General features: G+C 56.7%; 23 protein-coding genes. 16 read left to right on the plus strand and 7 right to left on the minus strand.

Annotated elements, in window-relative coordinates:
- Positions 1–3 precede the first annotated feature (3 nt).
- The 4 genes from gpt (at position 4) to trpE (ending at position 5,174) form a co-directional block, all read left to right on the plus strand.
- Positions 4–513 carry a xanthine phosphoribosyltransferase gene (gpt, locus tag ACR0MQ_RS03145; RefSeq protein ID WP_010440275.1) on the plus strand — a complete coding sequence of 170 codons (510 nt, stop codon included), beginning with the start codon at positions 4–6 and terminating at the stop codon, positions 511–513.
- A 39-nt stretch (positions 514–552) separates the two neighbouring features.
- Positions 553–1,728: an aminotransferase gene (locus tag ACR0MQ_RS03150; protein ID WP_480605860.1), complete on the plus strand. Its 1,176-nt coding sequence runs from the start codon at positions 553–555 to the stop codon at positions 1,726–1,728.
- Between the two features lie 81 nt (positions 1,729–1,809).
- Positions 1,810–3,651, plus strand: coding sequence for a peptidyl-prolyl cis-trans isomerase (locus tag ACR0MQ_RS03155; RefSeq protein ID WP_480605863.1), 1,842 nt, complete (start codon positions 1,810–1,812; stop codon positions 3,649–3,651).
- A gap of 11 nt (positions 3,652–3,662) precedes the next feature.
- The gene (trpE, locus tag ACR0MQ_RS03160) at positions 3,663–5,174 is read left to right on the plus strand and encodes an anthranilate synthase component I (RefSeq protein WP_480605866.1); all 1,512 of its coding nucleotides are present in this window, start codon (positions 3,663–3,665) and stop codon (positions 5,172–5,174) included.
- 24 nt (positions 5,175–5,198) lie between these two features.
- On the opposite strand, the gene ACR0MQ_RS03165 is transcribed toward trpE, so the two are convergent.
- Entirely contained in the window at positions 5,199–6,683 is a 1,485-nt protein-coding gene (locus tag ACR0MQ_RS03165) for a divergent polysaccharide deacetylase family protein (protein ID WP_480605869.1), read from the minus strand.
- A 197-nt stretch (positions 6,684–6,880) separates the two neighbouring features.
- On the opposite strand from ACR0MQ_RS03165, the gene ACR0MQ_RS03170 reads away from it, so the two are divergent.
- The 6 genes from ACR0MQ_RS03170 (at position 6,881) to lexA (ending at position 11,698) form a co-directional block, all read left to right on the plus strand.
- Positions 6,881–7,462, plus strand: a complete 582-nt coding sequence (locus tag ACR0MQ_RS03170; RefSeq protein WP_170774078.1) for an aminodeoxychorismate/anthranilate synthase component II — start codon at positions 6,881–6,883, stop codon at positions 7,460–7,462.
- Positions 7,459–8,478: an anthranilate phosphoribosyltransferase gene (trpD, locus tag ACR0MQ_RS03175; RefSeq protein WP_170777133.1), complete on the plus strand. Its 1,020-nt coding sequence runs from the start codon at positions 7,459–7,461 to the stop codon at positions 8,476–8,478. Before ACR0MQ_RS03170 ends, trpD begins: the two co-directional genes overlap by 4 nt.
- Positions 8,475–9,287, plus strand: a complete 813-nt coding sequence (gene trpC / locus ACR0MQ_RS03180) for an indole-3-glycerol phosphate synthase TrpC (RefSeq protein ID WP_170774074.1) — start codon at positions 8,475–8,477, stop codon at positions 9,285–9,287. Before trpD ends, trpC begins: the two co-directional genes overlap by 4 nt.
- Positions 9,287–9,760 (plus strand): cyclic pyranopterin monophosphate synthase MoaC, encoded by a 474-nt coding sequence (moaC, locus tag ACR0MQ_RS03185; protein WP_170774071.1) that lies wholly within the window; start codon positions 9,287–9,289, stop codon positions 9,758–9,760. The genes trpC and moaC overlap by 1 nt, the downstream gene beginning before the upstream one ends.
- On the plus strand, positions 9,757–10,929 hold the full coding sequence (locus ACR0MQ_RS03190; RefSeq protein WP_480605873.1) for a molybdopterin molybdotransferase MoeA: 1,173 nt from the start codon (positions 9,757–9,759) through the stop codon (positions 10,927–10,929). The genes moaC and ACR0MQ_RS03190 overlap by 4 nt, the downstream gene beginning before the upstream one ends.
- Positions 10,930–10,999: 70 nt before the next feature.
- Positions 11,000–11,698: a transcriptional repressor LexA gene (gene lexA, locus ACR0MQ_RS03195; protein ID WP_480606162.1), complete on the plus strand. Its 699-nt coding sequence runs from the start codon at positions 11,000–11,002 to the stop codon at positions 11,696–11,698.
- On the opposite strand, the gene ACR0MQ_RS03200 is transcribed toward lexA, so the two are convergent.
- Entirely contained in the window at positions 11,692–13,719 is a 2,028-nt protein-coding gene (locus ACR0MQ_RS03200) for a ComEC/Rec2 family competence protein (protein ID WP_480605876.1), read from the minus strand. The two genes, lexA and ACR0MQ_RS03200, sit on opposite strands and share 7 nt — an antisense overlap.
- 78 nt (positions 13,720–13,797) lie before the next feature.
- Between ACR0MQ_RS03200 and gltX the strand changes: the two genes are divergently transcribed.
- The 3 genes from gltX (at position 13,798) to ACR0MQ_RS03215 (ending at position 17,728) form a co-directional block, all read left to right on the plus strand.
- Positions 13,798–15,204, plus strand: a complete 1,407-nt coding sequence (gene gltX / locus ACR0MQ_RS03205; RefSeq protein ID WP_170774064.1) for a glutamate--tRNA ligase — start codon at positions 13,798–13,800, stop codon at positions 15,202–15,204.
- 114 nt (positions 15,205–15,318) lie between these two features.
- Positions 15,319–16,614 carry a citrate synthase gene (gltA, locus tag ACR0MQ_RS03210; RefSeq protein ID WP_170774062.1) on the plus strand — a complete coding sequence of 432 codons (1,296 nt, stop codon included), beginning with the start codon at positions 15,319–15,321 and terminating at the stop codon, positions 16,612–16,614.
- A 172-nt stretch (positions 16,615–16,786) separates the two neighbouring features.
- On the plus strand, positions 16,787–17,728 hold the full coding sequence (locus ACR0MQ_RS03215; protein WP_480605879.1) for an autotransporter domain-containing protein: 942 nt from the start codon (positions 16,787–16,789) through the stop codon (positions 17,726–17,728).
- A gap of 9 nt (positions 17,729–17,737) precedes the next feature.
- On the opposite strand, the gene ACR0MQ_RS03220 is transcribed toward ACR0MQ_RS03215, so the two are convergent.
- Positions 17,738–18,805, minus strand: a complete 1,068-nt coding sequence (locus tag ACR0MQ_RS03220) for a PA0069 family radical SAM protein (RefSeq protein WP_480605883.1) — start codon at positions 18,803–18,805, stop codon at positions 17,738–17,740.
- A gap of 308 nt (positions 18,806–19,113) precedes the next feature.
- Here ACR0MQ_RS03220 and ACR0MQ_RS03225 point away from each other — a divergent pair, with 308 nt between their 5' ends.
- Together ACR0MQ_RS03225 and ACR0MQ_RS03230 are read left to right on the plus strand one after the other, a co-directional pair.
- Positions 19,114–19,812, plus strand: coding sequence for a corrinoid protein (locus ACR0MQ_RS03225; protein WP_170392964.1), 699 nt, complete (start codon positions 19,114–19,116; stop codon positions 19,810–19,812).
- 96 nt (positions 19,813–19,908) lie between these two features.
- The gene (locus ACR0MQ_RS03230; protein ID WP_480605886.1) at positions 19,909–20,574 is read left to right on the plus strand and encodes a DUF1638 domain-containing protein; all 666 of its coding nucleotides are present in this window, start codon (positions 19,909–19,911) and stop codon (positions 20,572–20,574) included.
- A 3-nt stretch (positions 20,575–20,577) separates the two neighbouring features.
- Here ACR0MQ_RS03230 and ACR0MQ_RS03235 read toward each other — a convergent pair whose 3' ends face one another.
- Positions 20,578–20,988 (minus strand): SufE family protein, encoded by a 411-nt coding sequence (locus ACR0MQ_RS03235; RefSeq protein WP_170539959.1) that lies wholly within the window; start codon positions 20,986–20,988, stop codon positions 20,578–20,580.
- A 141-nt stretch (positions 20,989–21,129) separates the two neighbouring features.
- Here ACR0MQ_RS03235 and ACR0MQ_RS03240 point away from each other — a divergent pair, with 141 nt between their 5' ends.
- Positions 21,130–21,654 carry a hypothetical protein gene (locus tag ACR0MQ_RS03240; protein WP_010440294.1) on the plus strand — a complete coding sequence of 175 codons (525 nt, stop codon included), beginning with the start codon at positions 21,130–21,132 and terminating at the stop codon, positions 21,652–21,654.
- Here ACR0MQ_RS03240 and rnd read toward each other — a convergent pair.
- The 3 genes from rnd to purM all read right to left on the minus strand — a co-directional run bounded on the left by rnd (position 21,651) and on the right by purM (position 24,557).
- Positions 21,651–22,808 carry a ribonuclease D gene (gene rnd / locus ACR0MQ_RS03245; protein ID WP_480605889.1) on the minus strand — a complete coding sequence of 386 codons (1,158 nt, stop codon included), beginning with the start codon at positions 22,806–22,808 and terminating at the stop codon, positions 21,651–21,653. The two genes, ACR0MQ_RS03240 and rnd, sit on opposite strands and share 4 nt — an antisense overlap.
- A 109-nt stretch (positions 22,809–22,917) precedes the next feature.
- Entirely contained in the window at positions 22,918–23,514 is a 597-nt protein-coding gene (purN, locus tag ACR0MQ_RS03250) for a phosphoribosylglycinamide formyltransferase (protein WP_480605892.1), read from the minus strand.
- Complete coding sequence (gene purM / locus ACR0MQ_RS03255) at positions 23,511–24,557, minus strand: phosphoribosylformylglycinamidine cyclo-ligase (RefSeq protein ID WP_170470907.1); 1,047 nt, start codon at positions 24,555–24,557, stop codon at positions 23,511–23,513. The genes purN and purM overlap by 4 nt, the downstream gene beginning before the upstream one ends.
- Positions 24,558–24,628 lie beyond the last annotated feature (71 nt).

The raw sequence follows: 24,628 nt of genomic DNA on the forward strand, positions 1-24,628 counted from the left end.
ATCATGAGCGCCAAGGACCGCCTGCCCCACGAAAAGGGCTTCCACATTAGTTGGGATCAGATTCATCGCGACTCGCGCGCCCTGGCTTGGCGTCTGGATGGGCAAGGTCCCGATGATGGCGCTTGGCGTGCCGTCGTAGCGATCACTCGAGGCGGAATGGCTCCTGCGATGATCGTCAGCCGTGAACTGGATATCCGCACGGTCGATACCGTCAGCGTGCGGTCGTATCACCACCAGTCACAGGGTGAGGCTGAGATTCTAAAAGCCCCCAATGCTGATTTGATGGGCGATGGGACCGGTATCCTGATCATAGATGATCTGGTCGACAGTGGAAAAACGCTTGAACTCGTGCGCGAAATGTATCCCAAGGCGCATTTCGCGACCGTATATGCCAAACCCAAGGGACGACCGATGGTTGATACCTTTATTACCGAGGTCAGCCAAGACACCTGGATCTTCTTCCCATGGGATATGGCCTTGCAATATGTCGAACCTTACCGGGGTACCGATTGATAAAGCGTTTTGCTTGAACGCTAAAAACACGGACTTTCCATGAATATGACCCGTACCGCCGCCACCTTTGCCCCTCCGGTGATGGAGGCGCGGCGTTGGTTGGACGGTGTCGAGTTTCCTGAAGACCGTCCGCTGATCAATGTCAGCCAGGCGGCTCCGGTCGATCCACCGCCACTGGCCTTGCGGCAAGCTATGGCCGAATTCGCAGTCGAACAGGACAGCGCACATCTTTATGGCCCAGTTCTGGGCAATGATGAATTACGGACCGAGCTGGCTGTACAGATCAGCCAACACTATGAAGCAAGAGTTAAGGCTAATCAGGTCGCGATTACTTCGGGCTGTAATCAGGCTTTCTCGGCCGTGATCGCGGCGATTACGGATCAGGGAGATGAGGTCATTCTGCCAACCCCGTGGTATTTCAATCACAAAATGTGGCTGGATATGGCCGGTGTCAAAGCCATCGACTTGCCCACCGGTAACGATCTGTTGCCCGACCCCGAGATGGCGCGCGCACTGATCACCAAGAAAACGCGAGCCATTGCATTGGTAACGCCGAACAACCCCGGTGGTGTCGAATACCCATCAGACCTGGTACGCCGCTTCTATAAACTCGCGCAGGAAACAGGGATTCGTCTGTTGTTTGATGAAACCTATCGCGATTTCGACAGCCGATCTGGTGCGCCACATGAATTGTTCCAGCAGCCTGATTGGTGCGAAACCTTTGTGCATCTCTACTCGTTCTCGAAAGCCTATCGCCTGACTGGGCACCGAGTCGGCGCAATTGCTGCCGGTTCGCCGCTTTTGTCGGAGATTGAGAAGTTTTTAGACACAGTTGCGATCTGCCCCGGCCAGATCGGTCAATTCGCTGCGCTTTGGGGAATGCAGAACCTGTCTCATTGGGTTGCTGGTGAGCGTAATGAGATTCTGGACCGAAGGGCTGCAATTGCCGAAGGAATGCCTCGGTTAGAGGCAAAAGGCTGGCGTCTTCTGGGGCTGGGTGCCTACTTCGCCTATCTCAAACACCCCTATCAAATCGCATCGGACGATTTGGCCCGGCAGTTGGTGCCTGAGGCGGGCATTCTGCTGTTGCCCGGAACCATGTTCATGCCCGCGCATGACCCGGCAGGGAAACAACAGGTCCGCATCGCGTTTGCCAATCTCGACCGCGCCGGAATCGCGCAATTGTTCGACCGTTTGCAGGCCCTGTCCTTCTAAGCTTGCCCCTCGGCTGCACGCATCGTATTCAGGGCCGCAACTAGCAGGGCAGACACTTGCCGACCAAACCAAGAGGGCACCATGGCCGCAGGCATGAAAAACCTATCCAAAACCTTTGTCTGGATTCTCATGGGCCTTCTGATGCTGGGTCTAGCCGGATTTGGTGCGACCAGCCTGACCGGAACCGTGCGCGCTGTGGCGCAGGTTGGCGATGAAAGCGTTTCGGTCGACGAATACTTCCGCGAACTTCAGCGCGAGATCAGGGCGGTCGAGGCGCAAACCGGACAGCCAATGCAGATTTCACAAGCGCATGATCTTGGATTGGACCAATTGGCCTTGTCGCGTCTGATTGCACTGGCCGCGCTGGACAATGAAGTCGGGCAGCTTGGCATTTCGATAGGCGACGAGAACCTGCAGAACGAGATCGTCCAGATACCCGCATTCCAGGGGGTGAACGGTACATTCGACCGCGAAGCCTATCGCTTTCAGCTTGAACAGGTCGGGATGAGCGATTCCGAGTTCGAATCGGATCTGCGCAAGGAATCGGCGCGCACAATCGTGCAGGGTGCAGTCATGGGCGGGGTTGAGATGCCACGCACTATGACCGAAGCAATGGCGAACTATGTACTGGCCCGCCGCAGCTTTACCGTGGCTACGCTGTCCGCAGACGCGTTGGAGACGCCAGTGGCAGAACCGACAGAAGATCAGATTCAGACATTCTATGACGAGAACACTGATCTGTTTACCCTGCCCCGCACCAAGCAACTGACGTATGCCATTTTGTCACCAGAGATGCTGCTTGATACGATTGAGATCGACGAAGACTCGTTGCGCCGCCTCTACGACCAGCGCGCAGAACAGTATTTCCAGCCCGAGCGCCGTTTGGTCGAACGCCTGACCTATCCCAGCGAAGAGGCCGCAACCGAGGCCTTGGCTCAGCTGGAGGTTGGTGGAGCAGATTTTGAACAACTGGTCCGCGATCGGCAACTCGAGCTTGGCGATGTAGATCTGGGTGACGTCACCCGCGAGGACCTTGGCGATGCCGCTGATGCTGTATTCGCTGCCGAGATCGACGATGTCGTTGGCCCACTCCCATCTGTTTTTGGTCCAGCCTTGTTCCGGATCAACGGATCACTGGCAGAAAACAATGTAACCTTTGAAGATGCTGAGCCCGAGTTGCGTGATGAACTTGCCTCAGATCGCGCGCGCCGTCAGATCGAGGCGCAGGCCGAGGACATCAACGACTTGCTTGCTGGCGGCGCAACGCTGGAAGAATTGGTCGATGAGACTGAATTGGAACTTGGCCAGATCGACTGGACCCAGCAAAGCGATGATGGCGTTGCCGCCTATGACGGCTTCCGCGCCGCCGCCGAGGCCGTGCAAGAGGGTGATTTTCCCGAAGTCGCGTTCCTCGAAGACGGTTCAATCTTTGCTTTGCGCCTGAATGAAGTGCTTGAGCCCCGCCCCGAACCGCTTGAAAATGCCCGAGGGCGGGTTGCTGAGGCCTGGACACAAGCAGAGACCGCGAAGGCGCTACAAAATCAGGCAAACTCGGTGCTGACCCAATTGGCGACGGATGGAGATTTCACGGCGACTGGCCTGCCCTTCCGGGTCGAAAACGCCCTGACGCGTACCGCGTTCCTTGAGGATACTCCGGTAGATTTCATGACACAGGTCTTCGAGCTCGAACCGGGTGAATTACGTGTCATTCCCGGAAACGGCACTGCCCTGATCGTGCGCTTGGATGAAGAGCTGCCACCGGCCGAGACCGACGAACAGCGTCAGATGCAGGATGCTCTTGCAGCGCAGTTTGACCAGGCACTGGCGCAGAACATCTTTGATATCTATGTGCGCAACGCCCAGACCCGCGCGCGCCCTGTACTGGATCAGCAAGCGCTGAACGCTGTACGGTCAAGCTATTAAAGAGACAGCACATGGCCCTGACCCCGGAATTCGAAACTTTCGCGCGCGCCTATGACGCGGGTGAAAATCAGGTTGTCTATACCCGACTTGCCGCCGATCTGGACACGCCCGTGTCCTTGATGCTCAAGCTGACGGGCGCACAAAAAGACGCCTTCATGCTCGAATCGGTGACAGGTGGCGAGGTGCGCGGTCGCTACTCGATCATTGGCATGAAACCCGATCTCGTCTGGCGGTGTCATGCCGAAACATCGGCCCTGAACCGGTCGGCCCGGTTTGATGCCGACGCGTTTCAGCCACAGGATGGCAACCCGATGGATAACCTGCGCGATTTGCTGGCCGAAAGCCGCATCGCGCTGCCGGATGACCTACCACAGGCGGCTGCCGGGCTGTTTGGCTATCTGGGCTATGACATGGTGCGGCTTGTGGAATACTTGCCGGATGTGAACCCCGACCCGCTGGGCCTGCCGGATGCGATCATGCTGCGGCCTTCGGTGATCGCCGTATTGGACGGTGTTAAAGGTGAGGTCACTGTGGTGTCTCCGGCCTGGGTCAGCGACGGACAATCCGCTAAGGCCGCATACGCACAAGCTGCAGAGCGTGTCATGGACGCTGTGCGTGATCTGGAGCGCGCAATGCCCGCCGAGACACGCGATCTGGGCGACGCGATTGAAGTTGGCGCTCCAGTATCCAACTTCACCAAATCGGGTTACATGGAGGCCGTTGAAAAGGCCAAGGAATATATCCGCGCAGGCGATATCTTCCAGGTTGTCCCAGCCCAACGCTGGACGCAGGACTTTCCGCAACCTCCGTTTGCCCTCTACCGGTCTTTGCGGCGTACGAATCCGTCGCCCTTCATGTTCTATTTCAACTTCGGTGGCTTTCAGGTCGTAGGCGCGAGCCCTGAAATCCTGGTCCGCGTCTTTGGGGATGAAGTCACGATCCGCCCGATCGCAGGCACTAGACCGCGAGGCGTAACCCCCGAGGAAGACAAGGCCAACGAAGTCGATCTGCTTGCCGACAAAAAGGAACTGGCCGAACACCTCATGCTGTTGGACCTTGGACGCAACGATACGGGCCGTGTGTCCAAGATCGGAACCGTCCGCCCCACCGAAGAGTTCATCATCGAACGCTACAGCCACGTGATGCACATCGTGTCGAACTTGGTCGGAGAACTTGCCGAAGACAAAGACGCGCTGGATGCCTTCTTTGCCGGGATGCCTGCTGGTACGGTCTCGGGCGCGCCAAAAGTGCGCGCGATGGAGATTATCGACGAGTTGGAGCCCGAAAAACGCGGCATCTACGGTGGCGGTGTCGGGTATTTCAGCGCTGGTGGCGACATGGACATGTGCATCGCTTTGCGTACGGCCATCGTGAAAGACCACAAGCTGTATATCCAAGCTGGCGGCGGCGTTGTCTATGATAGCGACCCCGAGGCGGAATATATGGAGACCGTGCACAAATCGAACGCGATCCGACGCGCGGCGGCAGATGCGGCGCGTTTTACCGGCAGCGGAAACAGCTGAGCAAGCGGCAACAAGGTGCCGCTATTACCCGTCCGTCAAGGCTTCGGAAGCACCTTGTTCGACCTCTTTCATCATCACGGCTGAGATCGGTGCCATCGCCACCCGGCTGCCGCGATCCTCAAGCCCCCACAGCAACAAGGCCGAGATCGTTTCGGGGCGCAATCGGCCAAGCATTACGACCGCACCCTCCTGCCCGGCGCGGAATGCGGCTTGATCTAGAAAGCGCCGCATTATCTTGGGATCCTGCTTGGCCCCATCGAAATCGCGGAATACGACGCTGGACGGAACGCCATTGCGGGCGGCGAGTTTCTGCGCAGTGTTCAGGCCGTTATCCTGTGTCACCAGACCACGGCCGGTGTCGCCAACAATGGCGGCGACCTGGTCTGCCAATTTTCGGTTACCCTGAATACCGCTTTCAACGCCCTCCAGAATGCCTACCGTGTGGGGCAACTCATCCAACCACACCGACAAGGATACTTCTGCATCCTGAGCGCTGGCGGCTTCGTGCATGTCAATCATTGCCAGCACTTCAAAACCCGCTTCGCGATGGCGCGCCATCTTTTCGGCTGCATCCGGGTCTGACGGGCTAATGGCAAAGCTTAGCGGGTATGGAAAATCCTGAAGCGCCTCGGCTCCAAATGCTCCTTCATCGTCGATCAAAATGATAGACATCAATGGCTTGGCTTCGGGGTTCTCAAAGATCGCGGCATGCGCTTCGATAGGTTTTGCCGCCACCTCAGGCACCACCTCGGTTTGCTCAACGGGTGCGTCATCCCTTTCGGTCAGGGGTACGACACGTTTGCCGATCAGTGAATTAGAGCTCGCGGTCCCTTCCCCGCCAATTTGAGGCAGCATCAGCACGCGCGGCTTGCTGACCGGGCGTGTATCTTCTTCGCCCTCAACGGCAATCGGGTTATCGTTCGGCACGCCCTCGGTTACCGGAACCTCAAAAGTTACGTCCGGCAATTCTTCGGTCTCGGGTTCCAATGCCGCCACTTGAGGTGCTTGTTCCTCAGGCGTTTGTTCCGCGATCCGGGGTTCAGGTACCGCTTCAGGCTCTGGTGCTGGAGGCGCGTCTGCAACCCTGGCCGGTTCAACCTCTGGTCTGGGCGTTTCTGGTTCAGCAAGCGGCGGCGGCGGTGCTGTCGGCGCATCTGTCTGAACGGTCACTGCGGGAGTCGAAATTCCAGCAGGTGCTGCGGTGGCAACAGGCGAGTCACTAGACTGCGGAGGAGGCCCGGGCGCAAGCTCGACGTCTGCCAAACCATCCAGAGTATCCGACGATAGCTCCGGGCTTTCGGGACCCGATGGTGGCAACTCAACCAGATCTGCATCGACACCAGCGCTATCGACATTCGCTGTTTCAGGCGCATCAGGCGCATCAGCCACTTCGGGTGCTGTCGCCGCGACTTCTGGCTCGCGCGACAAGGGGGTGGACAGCGACAGGACCGCGCCCAATGCCAGGACAGAAACCGCACCAGCGATCAATCCACCATAAAATCCGCTCATCGAAATCTCGCCTCTCGCGTTGTTTCGTGCCTCAACCACCCATACGCCATCTTCTGCGGCGCTCACCTGCACTGCGCCAAGTTGGGTATGTCCTCTTGACGCTGCCGCACAAGCCTGAGCATGTATGTCCCGACATTATACCGCGCTCAAGGGCTGCATCGCCAGTCTGAAATGCCGATAGGAAGATAAGTGCCCAAATGCTGCTGCTGATCGACAACTATGACTCGTTTACCTACAACCTCGTTCATTATCTGGGCGAACTTGGGGCCGAGATGGTCGTGCGCCGGAATGATGCGCTGGACGTACAGGAAGCGATGGCGATGAACCCGGCTGGCATCCTGCTGAGCCCCGGCCCTTGTGATCCCGATCAGGCAGGTATCTGCCTTGCGCTGACCGAAGCGGCAGCCGAAACGCAGACACCGCTGATGGGCGTCTGCCTCGGCCATCAAACCATTGGTCAGGTCTTTGGCGGCAAGGTCGTGCGATGCCACGAGATCGTGCATGGCAAGATGGGCACGATGAATCACACTGGTAAAGGCGTATTCGCTGGTTTGCCGTCACCATTCGAGGCGACCCGCTACCACTCATTGGTCGTTGAACGCGAAAGCTTGCCCGAGTGCCTAGAGATCACCGCCGAACTTGAGGATGGCACCATCATGGGCTTACAGCACAACGAGCTTCCCATTCACGGCGTCCAGTTCCATCCGGAATCCATCGCATCTGAGCACGGTCATGCCCTGCTCAAGAATTTCCTGAATGAAATGAAAGTCCCCGCATGAGCGATGCTCTGAAACCGCTGATCGGTGCTGCGGCCGATCGACCTTTGACCCGTGCCGAGGCTGAACAGGCCTTTGGTATCCTGTTTGACGGTGCCGCGACTCCGAGCCAGATCGGCGGATTGCTGATGGCGATGCGCACACGCGGTGAAACGGTGGACGAATACGCCGCCGCCGCCGCTGTAATGCGCGCCAAATGCAATGCTGTGAAGGCCCCGGCGGGAGCAATGGATATCGTGGGCACCGGTGGTGACGGCAAGGGAACGCTCAACATCTCGACGGCAACGGCCTTTGTAACGGCGGGTGCCGGTGTCACCGTTGCAAAACATGGCAACCGGAACCTAAGTTCGAAATCCGGTGCGGCGGATGCACTTGGTCAGCTTGGAATTAATGTGATGGTCGGCCCGGAAGTGGTTGAAAAGGCGTTACAAGAGGTCGGTATCGGCTTCATGATGGCGCCGATGCATCACCCTGCGATTGCCCATGTCATGCCTTCGAGGCAAGAACTTGGTACACGCACTATATTCAACATTCTGGGTCCTCTCACCAACCCGGCTGGTGTGAAGCGCCAACTGACCGGAGCGTTTAACCGTGATCTGATCCGCCCAATGGCCGAAACTCTGGGCCTGTTGGGCGCCGAGCATGCCTGGTTGGTGCATGGTTCGGACGGGACCGACGAGTTGACGATTACAGGCGTCAGCTGGATCGCCTCCGTTGAGGACGGCGTTGTAAAAGAGGTCGAGCTTCACCCTGAAGACGCAGGTCTGCCAGTCCACCCATTCGAGGATATTGTTGGCGGGACACCGGAAGAAAACGCCATCGCATTCCGTGCCTTGCTGGACGGCCAGCCATCGGCCTACCGTGACGCTGTACTGCTGAATTCTGCTGCCGCACTTGTCGTCGCAGATGCCACCAGTGATCTGCGTGAAGGGGTGGCTATGGCCGCTGAAAGCATCGACAGCGGCAAAGCCCGTGAAAAGATCAACGCTCTGGCACGCATTACACAGGAAGCCGCATGACCGAGACCGTTCTGGACAGGATCAAAGCCTACAAACTTGAAGAAGTCGCCTCAGACAAGGCAGCTAAATCGCTGGAAACATTAGAGTCAGAGGCGCGCAATGCACCAGAGGTTCGGGGGTTTGCCGAAGCTCTGCACAAAGCCACGCGATCCGGCTATGGGCTGATTGCCGAGGTTAAAAAAGCCAGCCCTTCCAAGGGATTGATCCGCGAAGACTTTAACCCACCCGCGCTGGCCGAAGCATATGAAGCGGGAGGAGCTGCGTGCTTGTCGGTGCTGACCGATAAACCTAGCTTTCAAGGGGCAAAGGAATTCCTGACTGAAGCCCGTGCAGCATGTTCTCTGCCCGCTTTGCGTAAAGATTTCATGTATGACCCCTATCAGGTGATCGAAGCCCGTGCTCTGGGTGCGGACTGTATTCTGATCATCATGGCCTCGGTTGAAGATGCGCAAGCTTCAGAGCTTGAGCAGACAGCGTTCGATTGGGGTATGGATGTTCTGATCGAAGTACACGACGCCGAGGAGCTAGCGCGGGCAACGCAGCTGAAAAGCCCTCTGATCGGGATAAACAACCGCAATCTCAAAACCTTCGAAACCACACTTGATACGACACGCCACCTGTCGAAGTTGGTTCCAGCAGATCGCACGATCGTGTGCGAAAGCGGTCTGAGCACGCCTGCTGACCTTGCTGATATCGCCCGCTATGGCGCGCGCTGCTTCCTGATTGGCGAAAGCCTGATGCGACAAGACGATGTGGCCAGCGCCACCCGTTCGCTACTGGCCAATCCACTCATCCCCGGAGTGATGTGATGCCACTGACGCATTTCGATGCCAAGGGCGAGGCACACATGGTGGATGTGTCCGATAAGACCGTCACCGACCGGGTTGCAATCGCCGCAGGTTACATCAGGATGGCCCAAGAAACCTATGATATTATTTCAGAAGGCCGCGCTAAGAAAGGTGACGTTCTTGGTATTGCGCGTCTCGCTGGCATCATGGGCGCAAAGAAAACACCGGACTTAATTCCGCTGTGCCACCCTCTGCCCGTTACTAAAGTTGCGGTTGAGCTGACCCTGGATCCGGATCTTCCCGGCGTGCAGATCGAAGCCACCGTCAAAACTGCGGGACAAACTGGTGTCGAGATGGAGGCGCTGACGGCGGTCTCAACCGCCGCCCTGACTGTCTATGACATGACTAAGGCCGTGGATAAGGCAATGGAGATTGGCGGCATCCGAGTTCTTTTGAAAGACGGCGGTAAATCAGGTCGTTACGAGGCGTCATGATCTCCGTCGAAGACGCCCGCGCCCTATTGTTCGATCTGGTCACGCCCCTGTCTGCGGAAACGGTTTATCTTGCAGAGGCAGGTGGTCGCATCTTGGCGCAGGACGTTGCTGCAACACGTGATCAACCCCCTTTTGCAGCGTCTTCGATGGACGGATATGCGGTGAAAGCGACCGAAGTTGAATTGCATGCGATGTTCAAAGTGATCGGCGAATCCGCAGCCGGAAAGCGCTTTGAAGGCACGGTCGGGCCCGGTCAAGCAGTGCGAATATTTACGGGTGCGCCGATGCCTGACGGCGCGGATTTCGTCGTTATTCAAGAAGATGTCGAGCGCCGAGACAGCCTGATCACCATCACTCACCCTCCCGGAGAAAAGACTAATGTCCGCCCTGCTGGCATAGATTTCGCCGTCGGCACCAAAATCATGGCCCCACGCCAGCTACGGCCCGAGGATATTGCGCTTTTCGCTGCGATGAATATCGCCTCCGTCCCTGTGACCCGTAAACCTGTGGTGGCATTGATATCGACGGGCAATGAACTGGTGATGCCCGGCGAGATGCCTGGACCCGATCAAATCATCGCATCAAACACGTTTGGCCTGAAAGCGCTCCTTGAAAACAACGGTGCGCATGTGCGCGTGCTACCGATCGCACAAGACACGGTTGGCTCTCTGGAAACGGCTTTTGGTCTGGCGCAAGGCGCAGACCTTGTGGTGACAATCGGTGGGGCATCGGTCGGCGAATACGATCTGGTTGCAGATGTCTCGGAAGGCCTTGGGCTGGAGCAGTCGTTCTACAAAATCCGCATGCGTCCCGGTAAGCCACTAATGGCTGGACGCCTCGGCGACGCAGCAATGGTTGGCCTGCCCGGCAATCCGGTTAGCGCAATGGTCTGTGGGTATCTGTTTTTGGTTCCGATGGTGCGGCGCATGCTGGGAATAGAACAGGTACTTCAACCTCTGCAGCAGGCCCAGCTGACGGTACCACTCACTGAAAACGGTGGGCGCGAACACTATATGCGCGCGATTGTGGACAGAGATGGCATTCGGGCTTGTGACGATCAGGACAGCTCACTCCTAAGTGTTTTGGCACATGCAAACGCATTGCTGGTAAGACAGCCCAATGATCCCGCGCGCCCTGTCGGTGATAAGGTCACCTACCTGCCCATCTAGCAAATCCGTTGACACAAAACGTGAACATGCGTAGAACAAAAGAAAACGCATGAGCGATGAGGTGCGAGCGATGCTGACCAAGAAGCAATTGGATTTGCTGGAATTCATCCACAAACGCGTGCAAGCGGACGGTGTTCCGCCCAGTTTTGATGAAATGAAGGCAGCGTTGGACCTGCGTTCCAAATCCGGGATCCATCGATTGATCACGGCGCTGGAAGAACGTGGCTTTATCCGCCGCCTTGCTCACCGGGCGCGCGCCATTGAAATCGTCAAGCTGCCCGAAAGCCTTGGTGGTGAGCCGACGGCGGGCTTCAAACCCCGCGTGATTGAAGGTGACCGGCCCGATGGGGCCCGCCCAGCGAACTTCGAACCCGTCACCGTTGATGCGATGGAACTACCCGTCATGGGGCGGATCGCGGCCGGTGTCCCGATCGAAGCGATAAGCCATGTTTCCCACCGCGTGGCAGTGCCGGGCTCGATGATTTCAGGTAGCGGTGAACATTACGCGCTTGAAGTGCGGGGCGACTCGATGATCGACGCCGGAATCAACGATGGCGATGTCGTCGTGATCCGTGAAACCACGGCAGCAGATAACGGGGATATCGTCGTGGCGCTGGTTGAAGATCAAGAAGCCACGTTAAAGCGCTTTTTCCGTCGCGGTCAGGCCATTGCACTTGAGGCTGCAAACCCGGCTTATGAGATGCGTGTGTTGCCCGAGGAAAAGGTGAAAGTACAGGGTCGGCTGGTTGGTTTGATCCGTAGCTACTGACGGGGTTGAGGTGACCACAGGCGGCGCCCTGAAACCTCTGAACTGGTGAGCAAATTCCCTTTGGAAATGGCAAGACTGCCTGTGTTTCGCAGTGCATCCGGGTCATAGATCTGACATGCACCTGTCAGAGACAACGACACAGACGAGATAATAATTTGATCTGGCAAGCACTCTTCAAAGGCAAGCGCAGCGCGTTTGCCTGTTAGGTGCACTAGCTCTTTGTCACCCAGCAGATAGCGTAAGACACCCCCTGAGGACTCAGGCCAGCGCTTCGCCGCCTTTGGCTGATCTGCGTCGTCTCCGTCATTCTCCAACCAAACCGATGCGACAAAACCGCTGCCTTTTGGTTTACTCAGCGCACGGCCTTGATCGGTCATCACGCCGACGAGCCCTCCGGTATCTGCGATCAGAACATCAGGACGGCTCCCCTGCCCCCACGCCGCAATAGCAACCACCGTGGGCACCAATCCAATCCATCGCGTGCGCCCTTGCCACAGGATCAGCCAGAGGAAAGACACTGCTGTAACGGGCAGGACAAATGCGCCTGGGCTAACAACAAACCCCCGCGCACCTTCAAGTCCCGAAACCCAGGACGCAACCGCAAGGATCCAATTCAGCCCTAAACCCATCACGTGCAGTGCGATCGCCTCAAGCCCGAATGGCGCAAGAAGTGCTGCGACAACGGCACTCGGGACGACCAGAGTGCCCATCACCGGGACCGAGACGAGGTTTGCGATTAATCCATAGTGGGACACGGTGTTGAAATGAGCCGCCCCGATGGGGGCAGTTGCGATCCCCGCGATGGCCGATGAAATCAACAAGGCCAACACCGGCCGCATCCAGAGTGGACCGGGCATTGGACCATAGTCTCTCAGGGCTCCGAAACCCGCGACCAGAGCGGTCGTCGCAGCAAATGACATCTGGAACCCGGGGCTCAGCAGTGTTTCAGGGCGCAGTACCAATACGATCAATGCGGCAACGGCCACCGCCCGCAGCGAGATCGCGCGGCGGTCCAGCATCACGGCTCCCAGCATGACGCAGACCATGACAAATGCGCGCTCGGTCGCGACGTTTCCACCAGAGAGAAATAAATAGATGGTGGCAGCGACTAAGGCGCAGATCGCTGCGATTTTTCGTACAGGCAAACGCAGGGCCAGCATAGGCACCATCGACAATCCGATGCGGCATGCCACGAATACAAAACCAGTCAGCAAGCCCATATGCAATCCAGAGATCGCCAGAAGATGCGCCAGATTTGAGGCACGCAAGGACTCAAGCGAGGCCTTGCTCATACCGCTGCGATCCCCTGTGGTGACGGCGGCAGCAAATCCGCCGATCTCGCCAGGCAAAATTGCACGAACTCTGTCCGAGATCGCCATACGCCACGCCGTAATACGAACGCCGCTTTGTCCATCGCGAGCCGGGGCCGAAGACAAAACTGGAACACGGGTATATCCAACTGCGCCAAGCCTTTGGAACCAAGCGTGGCGGCGAAAATCAAATCCACCCGGTTCGACCGGACCTTGCGGCGGAGAAAGGTGCGCGGTGGTCATGATCCGCTGACCCGGGGACAACGCAACAGTATCGCCATGTATCGAAAGTCGGATGCGCCCGGGCCTTTGATCAGCGGGAATATCGACAATCCGCACCTGATCCAGCATAACCCGCAGCGCATCCGACGCAGAGCGGTCCAGCGCTATGACCCTCCCCTCGACCGGGCCATAATAGCGCCATTGCAAGACTGGCTCTGCAACCATATGGGCCCGCGTTCCGGCCAGCAGGAAACCCAACGCAATCAGCGTCATCCCGATGGGCAACGGACGCCAGGCCTCTCTCAGCCAAAGACTGGAACCAATCGCCAACAACACAAACGCAACAACCACTGCGTACACGCCTGCGCCGGGTTCAAACCTCAAGCTAAAGTACCAGCCGATCCCGACCGCAAGACAGACCGGAGACCACGGGAACAGATATCCCCGCTGGATCAGCAATGCGGTCTCGACCCGTGTCAGAACACGCATGGTTGCCCCCGTCCTTCGGGCTGGGTAGATAGTCGCCAAACTATGCCCGCTAAGGTTACCAAAAGGTTAATCCACACAATGTCCGATCAGGTCGTCACTCGCTTTGCCCCTTCTCCCACCGGATTTCTGCATATCGGTGGCGCGCGCACCGCGCTGTTCAACTGGCTCTATGCGCGGGGCCGCGGGGGCAAGTTCCTGTTACGGATCGAAGATACAGATCGGGAACGTTCGACTCCGGAAGCAACGGCCGCGATCCTGCAGGGTATGAAGTGGTTGGGGCTGGACCACGACGGGGACGTTATCAGCCAATTCGAAGGTGCCGCCCGTCATGCCGAGGTAGCGCGTCAGTTGCTTGCTGAGGGCAAGGCCTACAAGTGCTATTCGACCCAAGAGGAAATCGCTGCGTTCCGCGAACAGGCGCGCGCCGAAGGTAAGTCGACGCTGTTTCGCAGCCCATGGAGGGATGCCGAGCCAGCCACGCCCCCAGATGCCCCCTATGCGATCCGCATCAAAGCGCCGCAGGAGGGTTCCACCGTGATCCGCGATCAGGTGCAGGGCGACGTGACCATTCGCAACGATCAGCTTGATGATATGATCCTGCTGCGCTCGGATGGTACGCCGGTCTACATGCTGGCGGTTGTGGTCGATGATCACGATATGGGCGTGACTCATGTGATCCGGGGAGACGACCACCTCAACAACGCTGCCCGTCAGATGATGATCTATGAGGCGATGGGGTGGGACATCCCGGTCTGGGCGCATATCCCGCTAATACACGGCCCGGATGGAAAAAAACTTAGCAAACGCCACGGCGCATTGGGTGCGCAGGAATATCAAGCCATGGGCTATCCTGCCGCGGGGATGCGCAATTATTTGGCGCGCCTTGGTTGGAGCCATGGAGACGAGGAATTCTTTACTGATGCTCAAGCCAAAGAGTGGTTTGATCTGGAAGGGATCGGCAAAAGTCCCGCACGGTTTGATTTGAAGAAACTGGAAAACCTATGCGGACAACATATTGCCATCGGAGAGGATGCTGCGCTGCAGCAGGAAATCCAAGATTATCTGTCTGCAGCAAACAAATCACAGCTGACCGAAACACAATCGAGTGATCTAGCGCGTGCGATGTATTGCCTCAAGGATCGAGCTCGCACTTTCCCGGAACTCCTTGAAAAAGCCCATTTTGTTCTGACGTCCAGACCTATCCAACCGGACGAGAAGGCGGCTAAGGCCCTGACGTCAGTATCCGACGGTATACTGAAAGAATTGACGCCGCAGCTGCAAAATGCTAGCTGGTCTCGGAACGAACTGGAGGAGACCCTGAATTCGTTCGCAGAGGCGAACGGGGTTAAGTTCGGCAAATTGGCCGGCCCGCTGCGGGCCGCGCTGGCAGGCCGGGCAGTTACACCTTCGGTATTTGACATGATGCTTGTGCTTGGGCGGAATGAAACCCTGGCGCGGCTTGATGATGCAGCGAACCCTGACTGATTTCACATTCGGGTAATGCTGCTCCACTAAGAACGAACTGCGCGACACCACGCAGTCGTTGCCTGCTTTGACGGACAGCGATCCGGCAACTGTACGAATGAGGAAGGGATAAACATGACCGAGAGCCAACAAACAGCCAAACTGACTGTCCACGGCGAAAGCTACGATCTGCCGATATTTTCTCCGACTGCGGGGCCCGACGTGATCGACATTCGTAAGCTCTATGGTCAAGCTGGTGTATTCACTTATGATCCGGGTTTCACGTCGACGGCGAGCTGCGACAGCACCATCACTTTTATTGACGGCGACAAGGGCGAACTCCTGCACCGCGGTTATCCGATTGAGCAGATCGCATCGAAATCTCACTTCCTCGAACTCAGCTATCTGCTGCTTTATGGCGAACTGCCATCGGCAAAAGATCTGGAGAAATTCGAGACTACCATCACGCGCCACACAATGCTGCACGAGCAAATGCAGTATTTCTACCGCGGTTTCCGTCGCGATGCGCATCCGATGGCCATCATGGTCGGCGTGGTCGGCGCCATGTCCGCCTTCTATCACGATTCGACCGACATTTCGGATCCGCGTCAGCGCGAGATTGCATCTCACCGCTTGATTGCGAAGATGCCAACCATCGCGGCTTGGGCATATAAATACCACATCGGTCAGCCCTTCGTGTATCCGCGCAACGATCTGGACTATGCGTCGAACTTCCTGCAAATGTGTTTCGCAGTTCCTGCGGAAGACTACGAAGTAAACCCGATTCTGGCACGTGCCATGGATCGTATTTTCATGCTGCAGGCCGATCATGAACAGAACGCCTCGACATCGACGGTGCGTCTGGCTTCTTCGTCCGGCGCAAACCCGTTCGCCTGTATCGCAGCTGGCATCGCTTGCCTCTGGGGCCCCGCCCATGGCGGCGCAAACCAGGCCTGCCTTGAAATGCTGGAAGAGATCGGCAGCGTAGACCGCATTCCCGAGTTCATTGAACGCGCCAAGGACAAAGACGATCCATTCCGCCTGATGGGCTTTGGCCACCGCGTTTACAAAAACTTCGATCCGCGCGCGACTGTGATGAAACAGTCTGCAGATGAAGTTCTTGATCTGTTGGGTATCGAAGATAACCCTAAACTTCAGGTCGCCAAGGCGCTTGAAAAGCAGGCCCTGGAAGATCCATATTTCATCGAAAAGAAACTCTTCCCGAATGTCGACTTCTATTCGGGCATTGTGATGGAAGCTATGGGTTTCCCAACCTCGATGTTTACTCCGATCTTTGCATTGTCGCGTACGGTTGGCTGGGTCAGCCAGTGGAAGGAAATGATTGCCGATCCACAAAACAAGATCGGTCGTCCGCGTCAGCTGTATCTGGGCGCGACAAGTCGCGACTACGTAGATATCGAAAACCGCTGATCGGTGACAGAAGTTGAAATGAAGGCCCCGGCTAGCCGGGGTCTTTTCTGTTCCTAGCGTTACCTAAAAGAAACCGTTCTGAGGCAATCTTGGACTAGCGCCTTGTTCGTTCTTTTCGCGGCACGCCACTCAACCTAGTGTTGCTGCGTCCAGCAATAAGATTCCGGTTATCATGCGTTCCGTCCTTGTGTTCCTTTTGCTGCTGTTTGCACAGACCGCCGCCGCACAAAGCCTGCTTGAAAGAGCTTTTGAACAGCAGCAGCAGGAAAATGCTGCTGGCTCGCTTGCGATTTTGGGGCTGGCTGGCATCCCGGACGATTCTGCCAGTGCAATTTCGTTGCAATCGAACACGGATAATCGCGACTACGATTTCAAATCCGCACAGCTGGGTGGCGGATTTCGTCTTGCCGAAGGCGTACCGATCTATCTCGAGGGCTACATCGGATACGCGCGCTATGATCCCGTTCTGACCTTCAGCGGCACCGGAGAAACTAATCATTTACCTCTTAAATGGACCAGCCTCGCCCTCACTGGTGGAGTCGGCTATCAGTTTGACATTGGGGAGTTTTGGAAACTGACTCCAATGGCCCATATTTCGGTCGGGCGCACGCAATCCGATGCATCGATAGGGGCGCAAGCCATTGCCAACCGCCTTGGCCTTGACCGAGATTACCTTGATAGCGGTGGTATCTGGGCTGGTGGCGCGGGTGGCTCGATGACAGTTGCGTACGAGAAGTCGCTATCTAATGATCGGGAGTTCGAAGCAAGCCTGCGCTATACGCATATCGAATATTGGCCTATCGGCGACAACGAAGACCTATTGGTTGAATCGACCGCCGCGAATGCCGTCCTTTGGTCACGATATCGTTTTTCAACGGGTAAACGTATGTTCGGGCGCCCGGTTCGATGGGTTGGTGATCTGTCGGTATCCTATCTGATCGGGGATCAGGCACTGGTGCTGGGCACGGATTGGCTGGCCCGCGTCGGTGGCGGGATTGAGGTTGATCTATCCGATACCTGGGTGCCCTGGGTATCAACGACACGTTTCATGGTCCGCTATTATGGAAGCGATACGGTAAACGGTTTCTCGGCCGGAATCGGTATCAGCTTCTGACTCATGAATTCAGAATAAACTTAACTGATCACCAGACTGGGGCGGTGGCGCGAAATCCGCACAATTCAGCGGCGGTAGGTCTACGGCGAGCCCCAGCCGTTTCACGGCGGCGCTGAACCGTTGCGCAATCATTTCGGCATAGGTCCCCTCGCCCCGCATTCGATGACCCCAACGCGGATCATACTCTTTTCCTCCATGCATCTCCCGTAGCCGCGCCATGACCTTCTCGGCCCTGCCTGGCTGATGCTCGGTCAGCCATTCCCGCCACAGCTCGGACACTTCGCGCGGCAGCCGCAACATAATCCAGCTTGCGGCGTCCGCACCCGCCTGCTTGCCGGCCTCCAACAGCTTCTCAAGCTCATGATCGGTTAATCCCGGCACGACAGGAGAGGTCATAACGCGCACCGGTATACCTGCTTCGGTCAGGACGCGAATCGTGCGCAACCTGCGCAGTGGAGAAGGTGCACGTGGCTCCATCTGACGGGAAAGATTAGCGTCCAGAGTGGTCAGCGAAATCCCGACCCGCACAAGACCGTTGCGGGCCATGGGCGCTAGAATATCGAGATCACGTTCGATCAATGTACCTTTTGTCACGATGCCGATTGGATGCTGAAAATCACTCAACACCTGAAGACAGCCTCTTGTTATCTCGCGGCTTTTCTCAATCGGTTGATATGGATCGGTGTTAGTGCCCAACGCAATCGTAGCCACCTTATAGCGTCGCGCAGAAAGCTCCCGACGCAATATCTCTGCGGCATTGGGGCGTGCGATCAGACGTGTTTCAAAATCCAACCCTGGCGACAGGCCTAGATATGCATGGGTTGGCCGGGCAAAACAATAAACGCAACCATGCTCGCAACCCCGATATGGATTGATCGAACGATCAAAAGGTAAATCCGGTGATTTGTTGTAGGTGATCAGACTGCGGGCCACTTCGTCCTGAACCTCGGTCCGCAGCGGAGGTAGATCTTCGGAGAAATCCCACCCATCCTCGGTCAGTTCGGTCAAATATTTCTCGAATCGACCTGCTGAATTTGATGCCGCTCCCCGGCCCGGATGGTTCATTCTTACGGCCATTTGTTCACCATATGTTCCGATTGTCAGTACTAAGTTAAGCTGGGCCCAATGGCAAGGATTACACCTGCTTCATATCCGACCACCTTGAGGCGTTTTTGAAATCGGTCTGCGCGAAGGAAATCAGAACAAATGAAACAAATGCAGGATGATCTTGCAGAATTCGAGGTCGCCCGAGGCCAAAATTCGGCCTATAGGTCGGTCTCGGAACGACCTAGGTCGCAATCGTCACAGTAGTCCTGCGACGAAATGGCCAAAACGGAAAAAATGCCACCACGGGCCGCGAGCCCGCACAGCTCAGGGAAATACCCATGTCTGATGAAGAAGACATCGTCCTGTCCGAACTGAATGACGACGAACTCGTCGAACAGATGTTCGATGACCTTTATGACGGCCTGAAGGAAGAAATCGAAGAAGGTGTGAACATCCTGCTCGAGCGCGGATGGCAACCCTACGACATCCTGACCAAAGCGCTGGTTGGTGGCATGACAATTGTCGGCCACGACTTCCGCGACGGCATCCTGTTCGTTCCCGAAGTTCTGTTGGCCGCCAACGCCATGAAAGGCGGCATGGCAATCCTGAAGCCATTGCTGGCTGAAACCGGTGCTCCGCGCGTTGGCAAGATGGTGATCGGAACCGTCAAGGGCGACATCCATGACATCGGTAAGAACCTTGTTGCAATGATGATGGAAGGCGCCGGGTTCGAGGTTGTCGATATCGGAATCAACAACCCGGTCGAAAACTATCTGGAAGCGCTGGAAAACGAACAGCCCGACATTTTGGGTATGTCCGCCCTACTGACAACGACTATGCCTTACATGAAGGTGGTAATCGACACGCTGGTCGAACAGGGCCTGCGTGATGAATACACCGTTCTGGTCGGCGGCGCACCGCTGAACGAAGAGTTTGGCAAGGCGATCGGTGCTGACGGCTATTGCCGCGACGCAGCCGTGGCGGTGGAAATGGCCAAGGACTTCATGTCGCGCAAGCACAACCAACTGGCCGGTTAAGGCACGCGACCATACCGTGAGACAGGCCGTCCTTTCTGGGGCGGCCTTTTTTGTCCAAAGCCTGACATATATATAGCTGCCAACCAGAGAGATCACATGACCGACGCGCAGATACCAAATGATGACAGCCTGACCCGTCAAGGTTACGCCACTCCGCGCGCAGCCGAGTCGATTCTGCTGATCGCATGTGGAGCGCTTGCCCGTGAAATTCTGGATCTCAAGGAACGGAATGTCTGGGATCATATGGCTCTGACCTGCCTACCCGCAATTCTGCATGTACACCCAGAGAAAATCACGCAAGCGGTCGAGGATGCGATCGCCAAACACCGAGATTCATACGACCGAATCTATGTTGTATATGCCGATTGCGGAACCGGAGGCCTGCTGCAGACTGCATGTGAACGTCTGGGCGTCGAGATGATTCAAGGGCCCCACTGCTATTCCTTTTTCGAAGGAAATCTGGCATTTGCCGCACATGGCGACGATGAAACCACTGCGTTTTACCTAACCGATTTCCTCGCCCGGCAGTTTGACGCATTTGTATGGAAACCGCTTGGTCTGGATAGACACCCGGAACTGCGCGAGATGTATTTCGGAAATTACACCAAACTCGTTTATCAAGCACAGACCGACAACCCGGATCTCACACGTCGCGCACAAGAATGTGCCGAACGGATGGGACTGGAATTCGAGCGTCGGCAGACCGGATACGGTGACTTGGAAACGACGCTTACGGATTGGGCAACACGCAACGCTACATGAAGATCAAGCGCTGGCCAACGCGACCTCGCGAATGCGTTCGATCATGGCACGTAGCCCGTTCGAACGTTGCGCAGACAAGTGCTCCTGCAACCCCAGTCTGGCAAGTTCTCCTCCGGCGTCGACCTTTGGCACATCGGCTACCGGCAAGCCGTTGTAAAGCGTGCGTAATACCGCAATCAGGCCCCGCACGATCAGCGCATCGCTGTCCCCGTCAAATTTGAATTGTCCATTCTCGATGCTGGGATGCAGCCAGACTTGGCTGGCACAGCCATTCACTTTGGTCGCGGGAACCTTGAACGCATCATCCAGCGGTTCCATCGCCTTACCCTGCTCGATGACATGACGATAGCGGTCTTCCCAGTCTTCCAGAAACTCGAAATCTTCGACTATATCTTCAAAGGCTGGCGTTGCCATGGCTGGTTTGTCCTTGCGTTACGCGATCACATTTGTGAACTATGCTCAGCTTCCCCTTCTGTCCAGCCCCCAGTGTGGCTTTTCAAGGTGCTGAAATTGCGGTAACCCAGTGCGGGTAAAGTTGCGCAAAGTGTTGGGTCCATGCACAAATCTCTGACTGTTCTTCTGCTCTCCGCCACGGTTCTTTCCGCCTGTAACAGTTGGAGCAACTCTCGGGCGAACCCATCGAACTGGTTTGGCAGCAGCACACCTGCCCCATCAGAGGTTTCAGCCAGCGACGCAGATGCATTGGTTCCACGTCAAAACAACGGTAAAGGCCTGTTGGCGCGGCCTGAAATTGAAGACAATAGCGTTCCAATAGCGGTCATCAACGAATTGCGTGTCGACCCCACACCTTCTGGCGCGATCATATATGCGGCTGGCACCGCCATTCGGCAGGGCGCATATAATGCGCAGCTTGCCCGAGTAAGGTCCGAAGAACTTACCAAGAATGGCATTTTGGAATATACATTCCGCGTGGATTATCCCGACTATGCAACCGTTCAGGGAAACGAACGCTCTAGAATGGTTTCTGAAGCTGTCAATGTCAGCGCTCAAGAACTGGAAGGCATCCGCATGGTCCGTGTCAAAGGCCAGCAGAACGCGCTAGAATCACGTCGCCGTTAAAGCGCAACCACATCCACAGCTTGCCCCTTGGCTGCTAGTGCAATCTTGCCCTCGCAAAGCTTAAGTGCATCCTCGCCAAAGACCTCAAAACGCCAGCCGGACATGGCTGGAACATCGCGCTCACCAGCGGCGATCTGGTCCAGATCAGCGCTGGACGCGATCAGTTTTGCGGCGACGCCTGCGCTTTCGGTCTTTGATTTCAGCAGAACGCGCAGAAGATCGGCGAGGGCCGGATTCACTTTCAGCTTGTCACGGCTGTTGTCTACCTTTGGCAATTGATCTTGTGGGCAGTTCACACCCCTTTTTACTGCCGCCAGGATACCGTCAGCGATCGCCCCCTTGCGGGCCTCTCGCAACAGCAAACGTGATCCACCAAGATCAGAGGGCGTTTTAGGCTTTGTCGACGCCATTTCGATTAGTGCATCGTCCTTGAAAACACGGCTACGAGGCACATTGTTCTCTTGCGCATGGGCTTCGCGGAACTGAGCCAACTCTTTCACTACAGCCAGAAATTTAGCGGAATTTGTGCGTGTTTTGACCCTGCGCCACGCTTCTTCAGGACGAATGTCATAGGTCTCGGGCCGTGTTAGAATACGAAGCTCTTCAACGACCCAGTGATCCCGCTTGCTCTTTTTCAACTCAGTAGACAGATGTTCATAGATTTTCCGAAGATGGGTTACGTCTGCCAGCGCATAGGTTTTTTGCGCGTCCGTCAATGGACGCCGCGACCAGTCGGTGAAACGCGATGTCTTATCAACGCCTTCTCTACATACTTTCCGGACAAGTGTTTCATAACCAACTTGCTCACCAAAGCCACAAACCATTGCGGCAACCTGAGTGTCGAACAGCGGTGTCGGAAAGACGCCAGCGTCGACCCAGAAAATTTCCAGATCCTGCCGAGCCGCGTGGAATACTTTGACAACACTTTCGTTCCGGAACAGGTCATACAAAGGCTCAAGCGAAAAATCCTCAGCCAAGGGATCGACTAGAACAGCACTGCCCTCATCCTCGGACGGCACCGCGAGCTGAACCAGGCAGAGCTTTGAGTAATAAGTCCGTTCGCGCAGAAATTCGGTATCAACAGTGACATAAGGATATTGTGCAGCAGCCGTGCAGAAGGCGGCTAGCTCTTGCGTCGTAGTCAGGGTTTTCATGCGCGGTGCTGTTCTTGCTTTTGTTTCTTGTGACTGCCCGTGTCGTGCTTGTCCCGAGCATATGCGACCATAAGACGATTACCCTACGCGTGTAAATCGCCGCGCAGATTCAAGGCAACAGAACTGGGTCTTTGTTGCCCATACAATACCGGCGCAGGACCTCAGGATAGAGTTTGTGTTCCTGTACCAACACGCGAGCGGCAAGTTCCTCTGGCGTATCCCCTGCCTTTACCTCCACGCGCGCCTGCCCCAGAACCGGGCCGTCATCCAGCGCGGCTGTTACTTCGTGAACGGTGCAACCATGTTCGAAATCACCCGCCTCGATGGCGCGGGCATGCGTGTTCAGGCCTTTATACTTCGGCAACAGCGAAGGGTGGATGTTCAGCATACGTCCTTGGAAGCGAGAAACAAAGTCGCCGGTTAGAACGCGCATGAAACCGGCCAAACACACGATATCTGGCTGCGAAGCCAGCAGCGGCTTGAGCAGTTCCGCCTCGAACGCCGCGCGATCTTTGCTGAAAGGCCGGTGATCGACAGAGGCAGTCATTATTCCACGCTCGGCGGCCTTTGCCAGCCCTCCGGCTTCAGGGTCGTTCGACAGCACCAAGCAAGGCCGGCCAGCATGGTCCCCGATCATGCTATCGACCAGCGACAGCATGTTTGATCCGCCACCAGAAATCAGAATCGCGACGCGCTTGTGACTCACAGCAACTTGCCTGAGTACGCGACGCCGGGTGTTTCGGTGACAGATCCGATCCGGGCAACGGTTTCACCAGCTTCGGACAGCAGTGCTTCCAGTTTGTCAGCATCCTCAGCCGCGCAGACCACGATCATCCCGACACCGCAATTGAAGGTTTTCAGCATCTCGGATTCGGCGATGCCGCCAGTTTCGGCCATCCATTTGAACACAGGCGGCAAGTCCCAAGCGCTCAGATCGATCTCGGCCCCCAGCCCGTCGGGCAATACGCGCGGCAGGTTTTCGGTGAGGCCGCCGCCAGTGATATGAGCAAGCGCATGGATGCCCCCTGACCGGATCGCCTGCAGCGCCGGTTTCACATACAGCCGCGTGGGGGTCAGAAGAGCCTCACCCAATGTTCCGCCACCGAAAGGCGACTCTGCATCCCAGCCCAGCCCCGACATATCGACCAGTTTGCGCACCAGAGAATAGCCGTTGGAATGCACACCGTTCGAGGCCAGCCCAAGCAGCACATCCCCGTCTTGCACACCCTCGGGCAGGGTCGCGCCGCGCTCCATTGCACCGACCGAGAACCCGGCCAAATCGAAATCGCCATCGGGATACATACCCGGCATCTCGGCGGTTTCGCCTCCGATCAGTGCGCAGCCAGATTGGACACACCCCTCGGCGATGCCTTCGATAATCCGTGCTGCGGTATCGGTGTCCAGCTTACCGGTGGCAAAATAATCCAGGAAAAACAGCGGCTCAGCACCTTGGCAGATCAGATCGTTGACGCACATCGCCACCAGATCGATGCCCACGCCTTCGACAACGCCGGTATCAATCGCAATCCGCAGCTTGGTGCCCACACCATCGGTTGCACCTACAAGAATCGGGTCCTGATACCCAGCCGCCTTTAGATCAAACAGAGCGCCAAACCCGCCTAGCCCACTCACCACGCCCGAGCGGTTGGTGCGCTTGGCCGCAGGCTTGATCCGATCGACCAGAGCGTTGCCCGCATCGATATCCACACCTGCGTCGGCGTAGGTGATTCCGTTCTTGCCCGCTGTCATGGCCAATCCCTCATGAGTGCTTTGCGCGCGGGTTATTCGATTGTGGGCGATGTTGCAACGGTCAGGCTTGA

It is taken from the genome of Ruegeria sp. AN6, assembly GCF_056540425.1.

Bases quoted from the DNA above. Each gene is read 5' to 3' on its own strand.
- ACR0MQ_RS03155 (WP_480605863.1), top strand. From the start codon at position 1,810: ATGGCCGCAGGCATGAAAAACCTATCCAAAACCTTTGTCTGGATTCTC.
- ACR0MQ_RS03200 (WP_480605876.1), bottom strand. From the start codon at position 13,719: ATGCGTGTTCTGACACGGGTCGAGACCGCATTGCTGATCCAGCGGGGA.
- ACR0MQ_RS03240 (WP_010440294.1), top strand. From the start codon at position 21,130: ATGCACAAATCTCTGACTGTTCTTCTGCTCTCCGCCACGGTTCTTTCC.
- ACR0MQ_RS03165 (WP_480605869.1), bottom strand. From the start codon at position 6,683: ATGAGCGGATTTTATGGTGGATTGATCGCTGGTGCGGTTTCTGTCCTG.
- purM (WP_170470907.1), bottom strand. From the start codon at position 24,557: ATGACAGCGGGCAAGAACGGAATCACCTACGCCGACGCAGGTGTGGAT.
- trpD (WP_170777133.1), top strand. From the start codon at position 7,459: ATGAGCGATGCTCTGAAACCGCTGATCGGTGCTGCGGCCGATCGACCT.
- rnd (WP_480605889.1), bottom strand. From the start codon at position 22,808: ATGAAAACCCTGACTACGACGCAAGAGCTAGCCGCCTTCTGCACGGCT.
- ACR0MQ_RS03170 (WP_170774078.1), top strand. From the start codon at position 6,881: ATGCTGCTGCTGATCGACAACTATGACTCGTTTACCTACAACCTCGTT.
- trpC (WP_170774074.1), top strand. From the start codon at position 8,475: ATGACCGAGACCGTTCTGGACAGGATCAAAGCCTACAAACTTGAAGAA.
- ACR0MQ_RS03190 (WP_480605873.1), top strand. From the start codon at position 9,757: ATGATCTCCGTCGAAGACGCCCGCGCCCTATTGTTCGATCTGGTCACG.
- lexA (WP_480606162.1), top strand. From the start codon at position 11,000: ATGCTGACCAAGAAGCAATTGGATTTGCTGGAATTCATCCACAAACGC.
- ACR0MQ_RS03220 (WP_480605883.1), bottom strand. From the start codon at position 18,805: ATGGCCGTAAGAATGAACCATCCGGGCCGGGGAGCGGCATCAAATTCA.
- gltA (WP_170774062.1), top strand. From the start codon at position 15,319: ATGACCGAGAGCCAACAAACAGCCAAACTGACTGTCCACGGCGAAAGC.
- ACR0MQ_RS03225 (WP_170392964.1), top strand. From the start codon at position 19,114: ATGTCTGATGAAGAAGACATCGTCCTGTCCGAACTGAATGACGACGAA.
- ACR0MQ_RS03150 (WP_480605860.1), top strand. From the start codon at position 553: ATGAATATGACCCGTACCGCCGCCACCTTTGCCCCTCCGGTGATGGAG.
- ACR0MQ_RS03215 (WP_480605879.1), top strand. From the start codon at position 16,787: ATGCGTTCCGTCCTTGTGTTCCTTTTGCTGCTGTTTGCACAGACCGCC.
- trpE (WP_480605866.1), top strand. From the start codon at position 3,663: ATGGCCCTGACCCCGGAATTCGAAACTTTCGCGCGCGCCTATGACGCG.
- gltX (WP_170774064.1), top strand. From the start codon at position 13,798: ATGTCCGATCAGGTCGTCACTCGCTTTGCCCCTTCTCCCACCGGATTT.
- gpt (WP_010440275.1), top strand. From the start codon at position 4: ATGAGCGCCAAGGACCGCCTGCCCCACGAAAAGGGCTTCCACATTAGT.
- ACR0MQ_RS03235 (WP_170539959.1), bottom strand. From the start codon at position 20,988: ATGGCAACGCCAGCCTTTGAAGATATAGTCGAAGATTTCGAGTTTCTG.
- moaC (WP_170774071.1), top strand. From the start codon at position 9,287: ATGCCACTGACGCATTTCGATGCCAAGGGCGAGGCACACATGGTGGAT.
- ACR0MQ_RS03230 (WP_480605886.1), top strand. From the start codon at position 19,909: ATGACCGACGCGCAGATACCAAATGATGACAGCCTGACCCGTCAAGGT.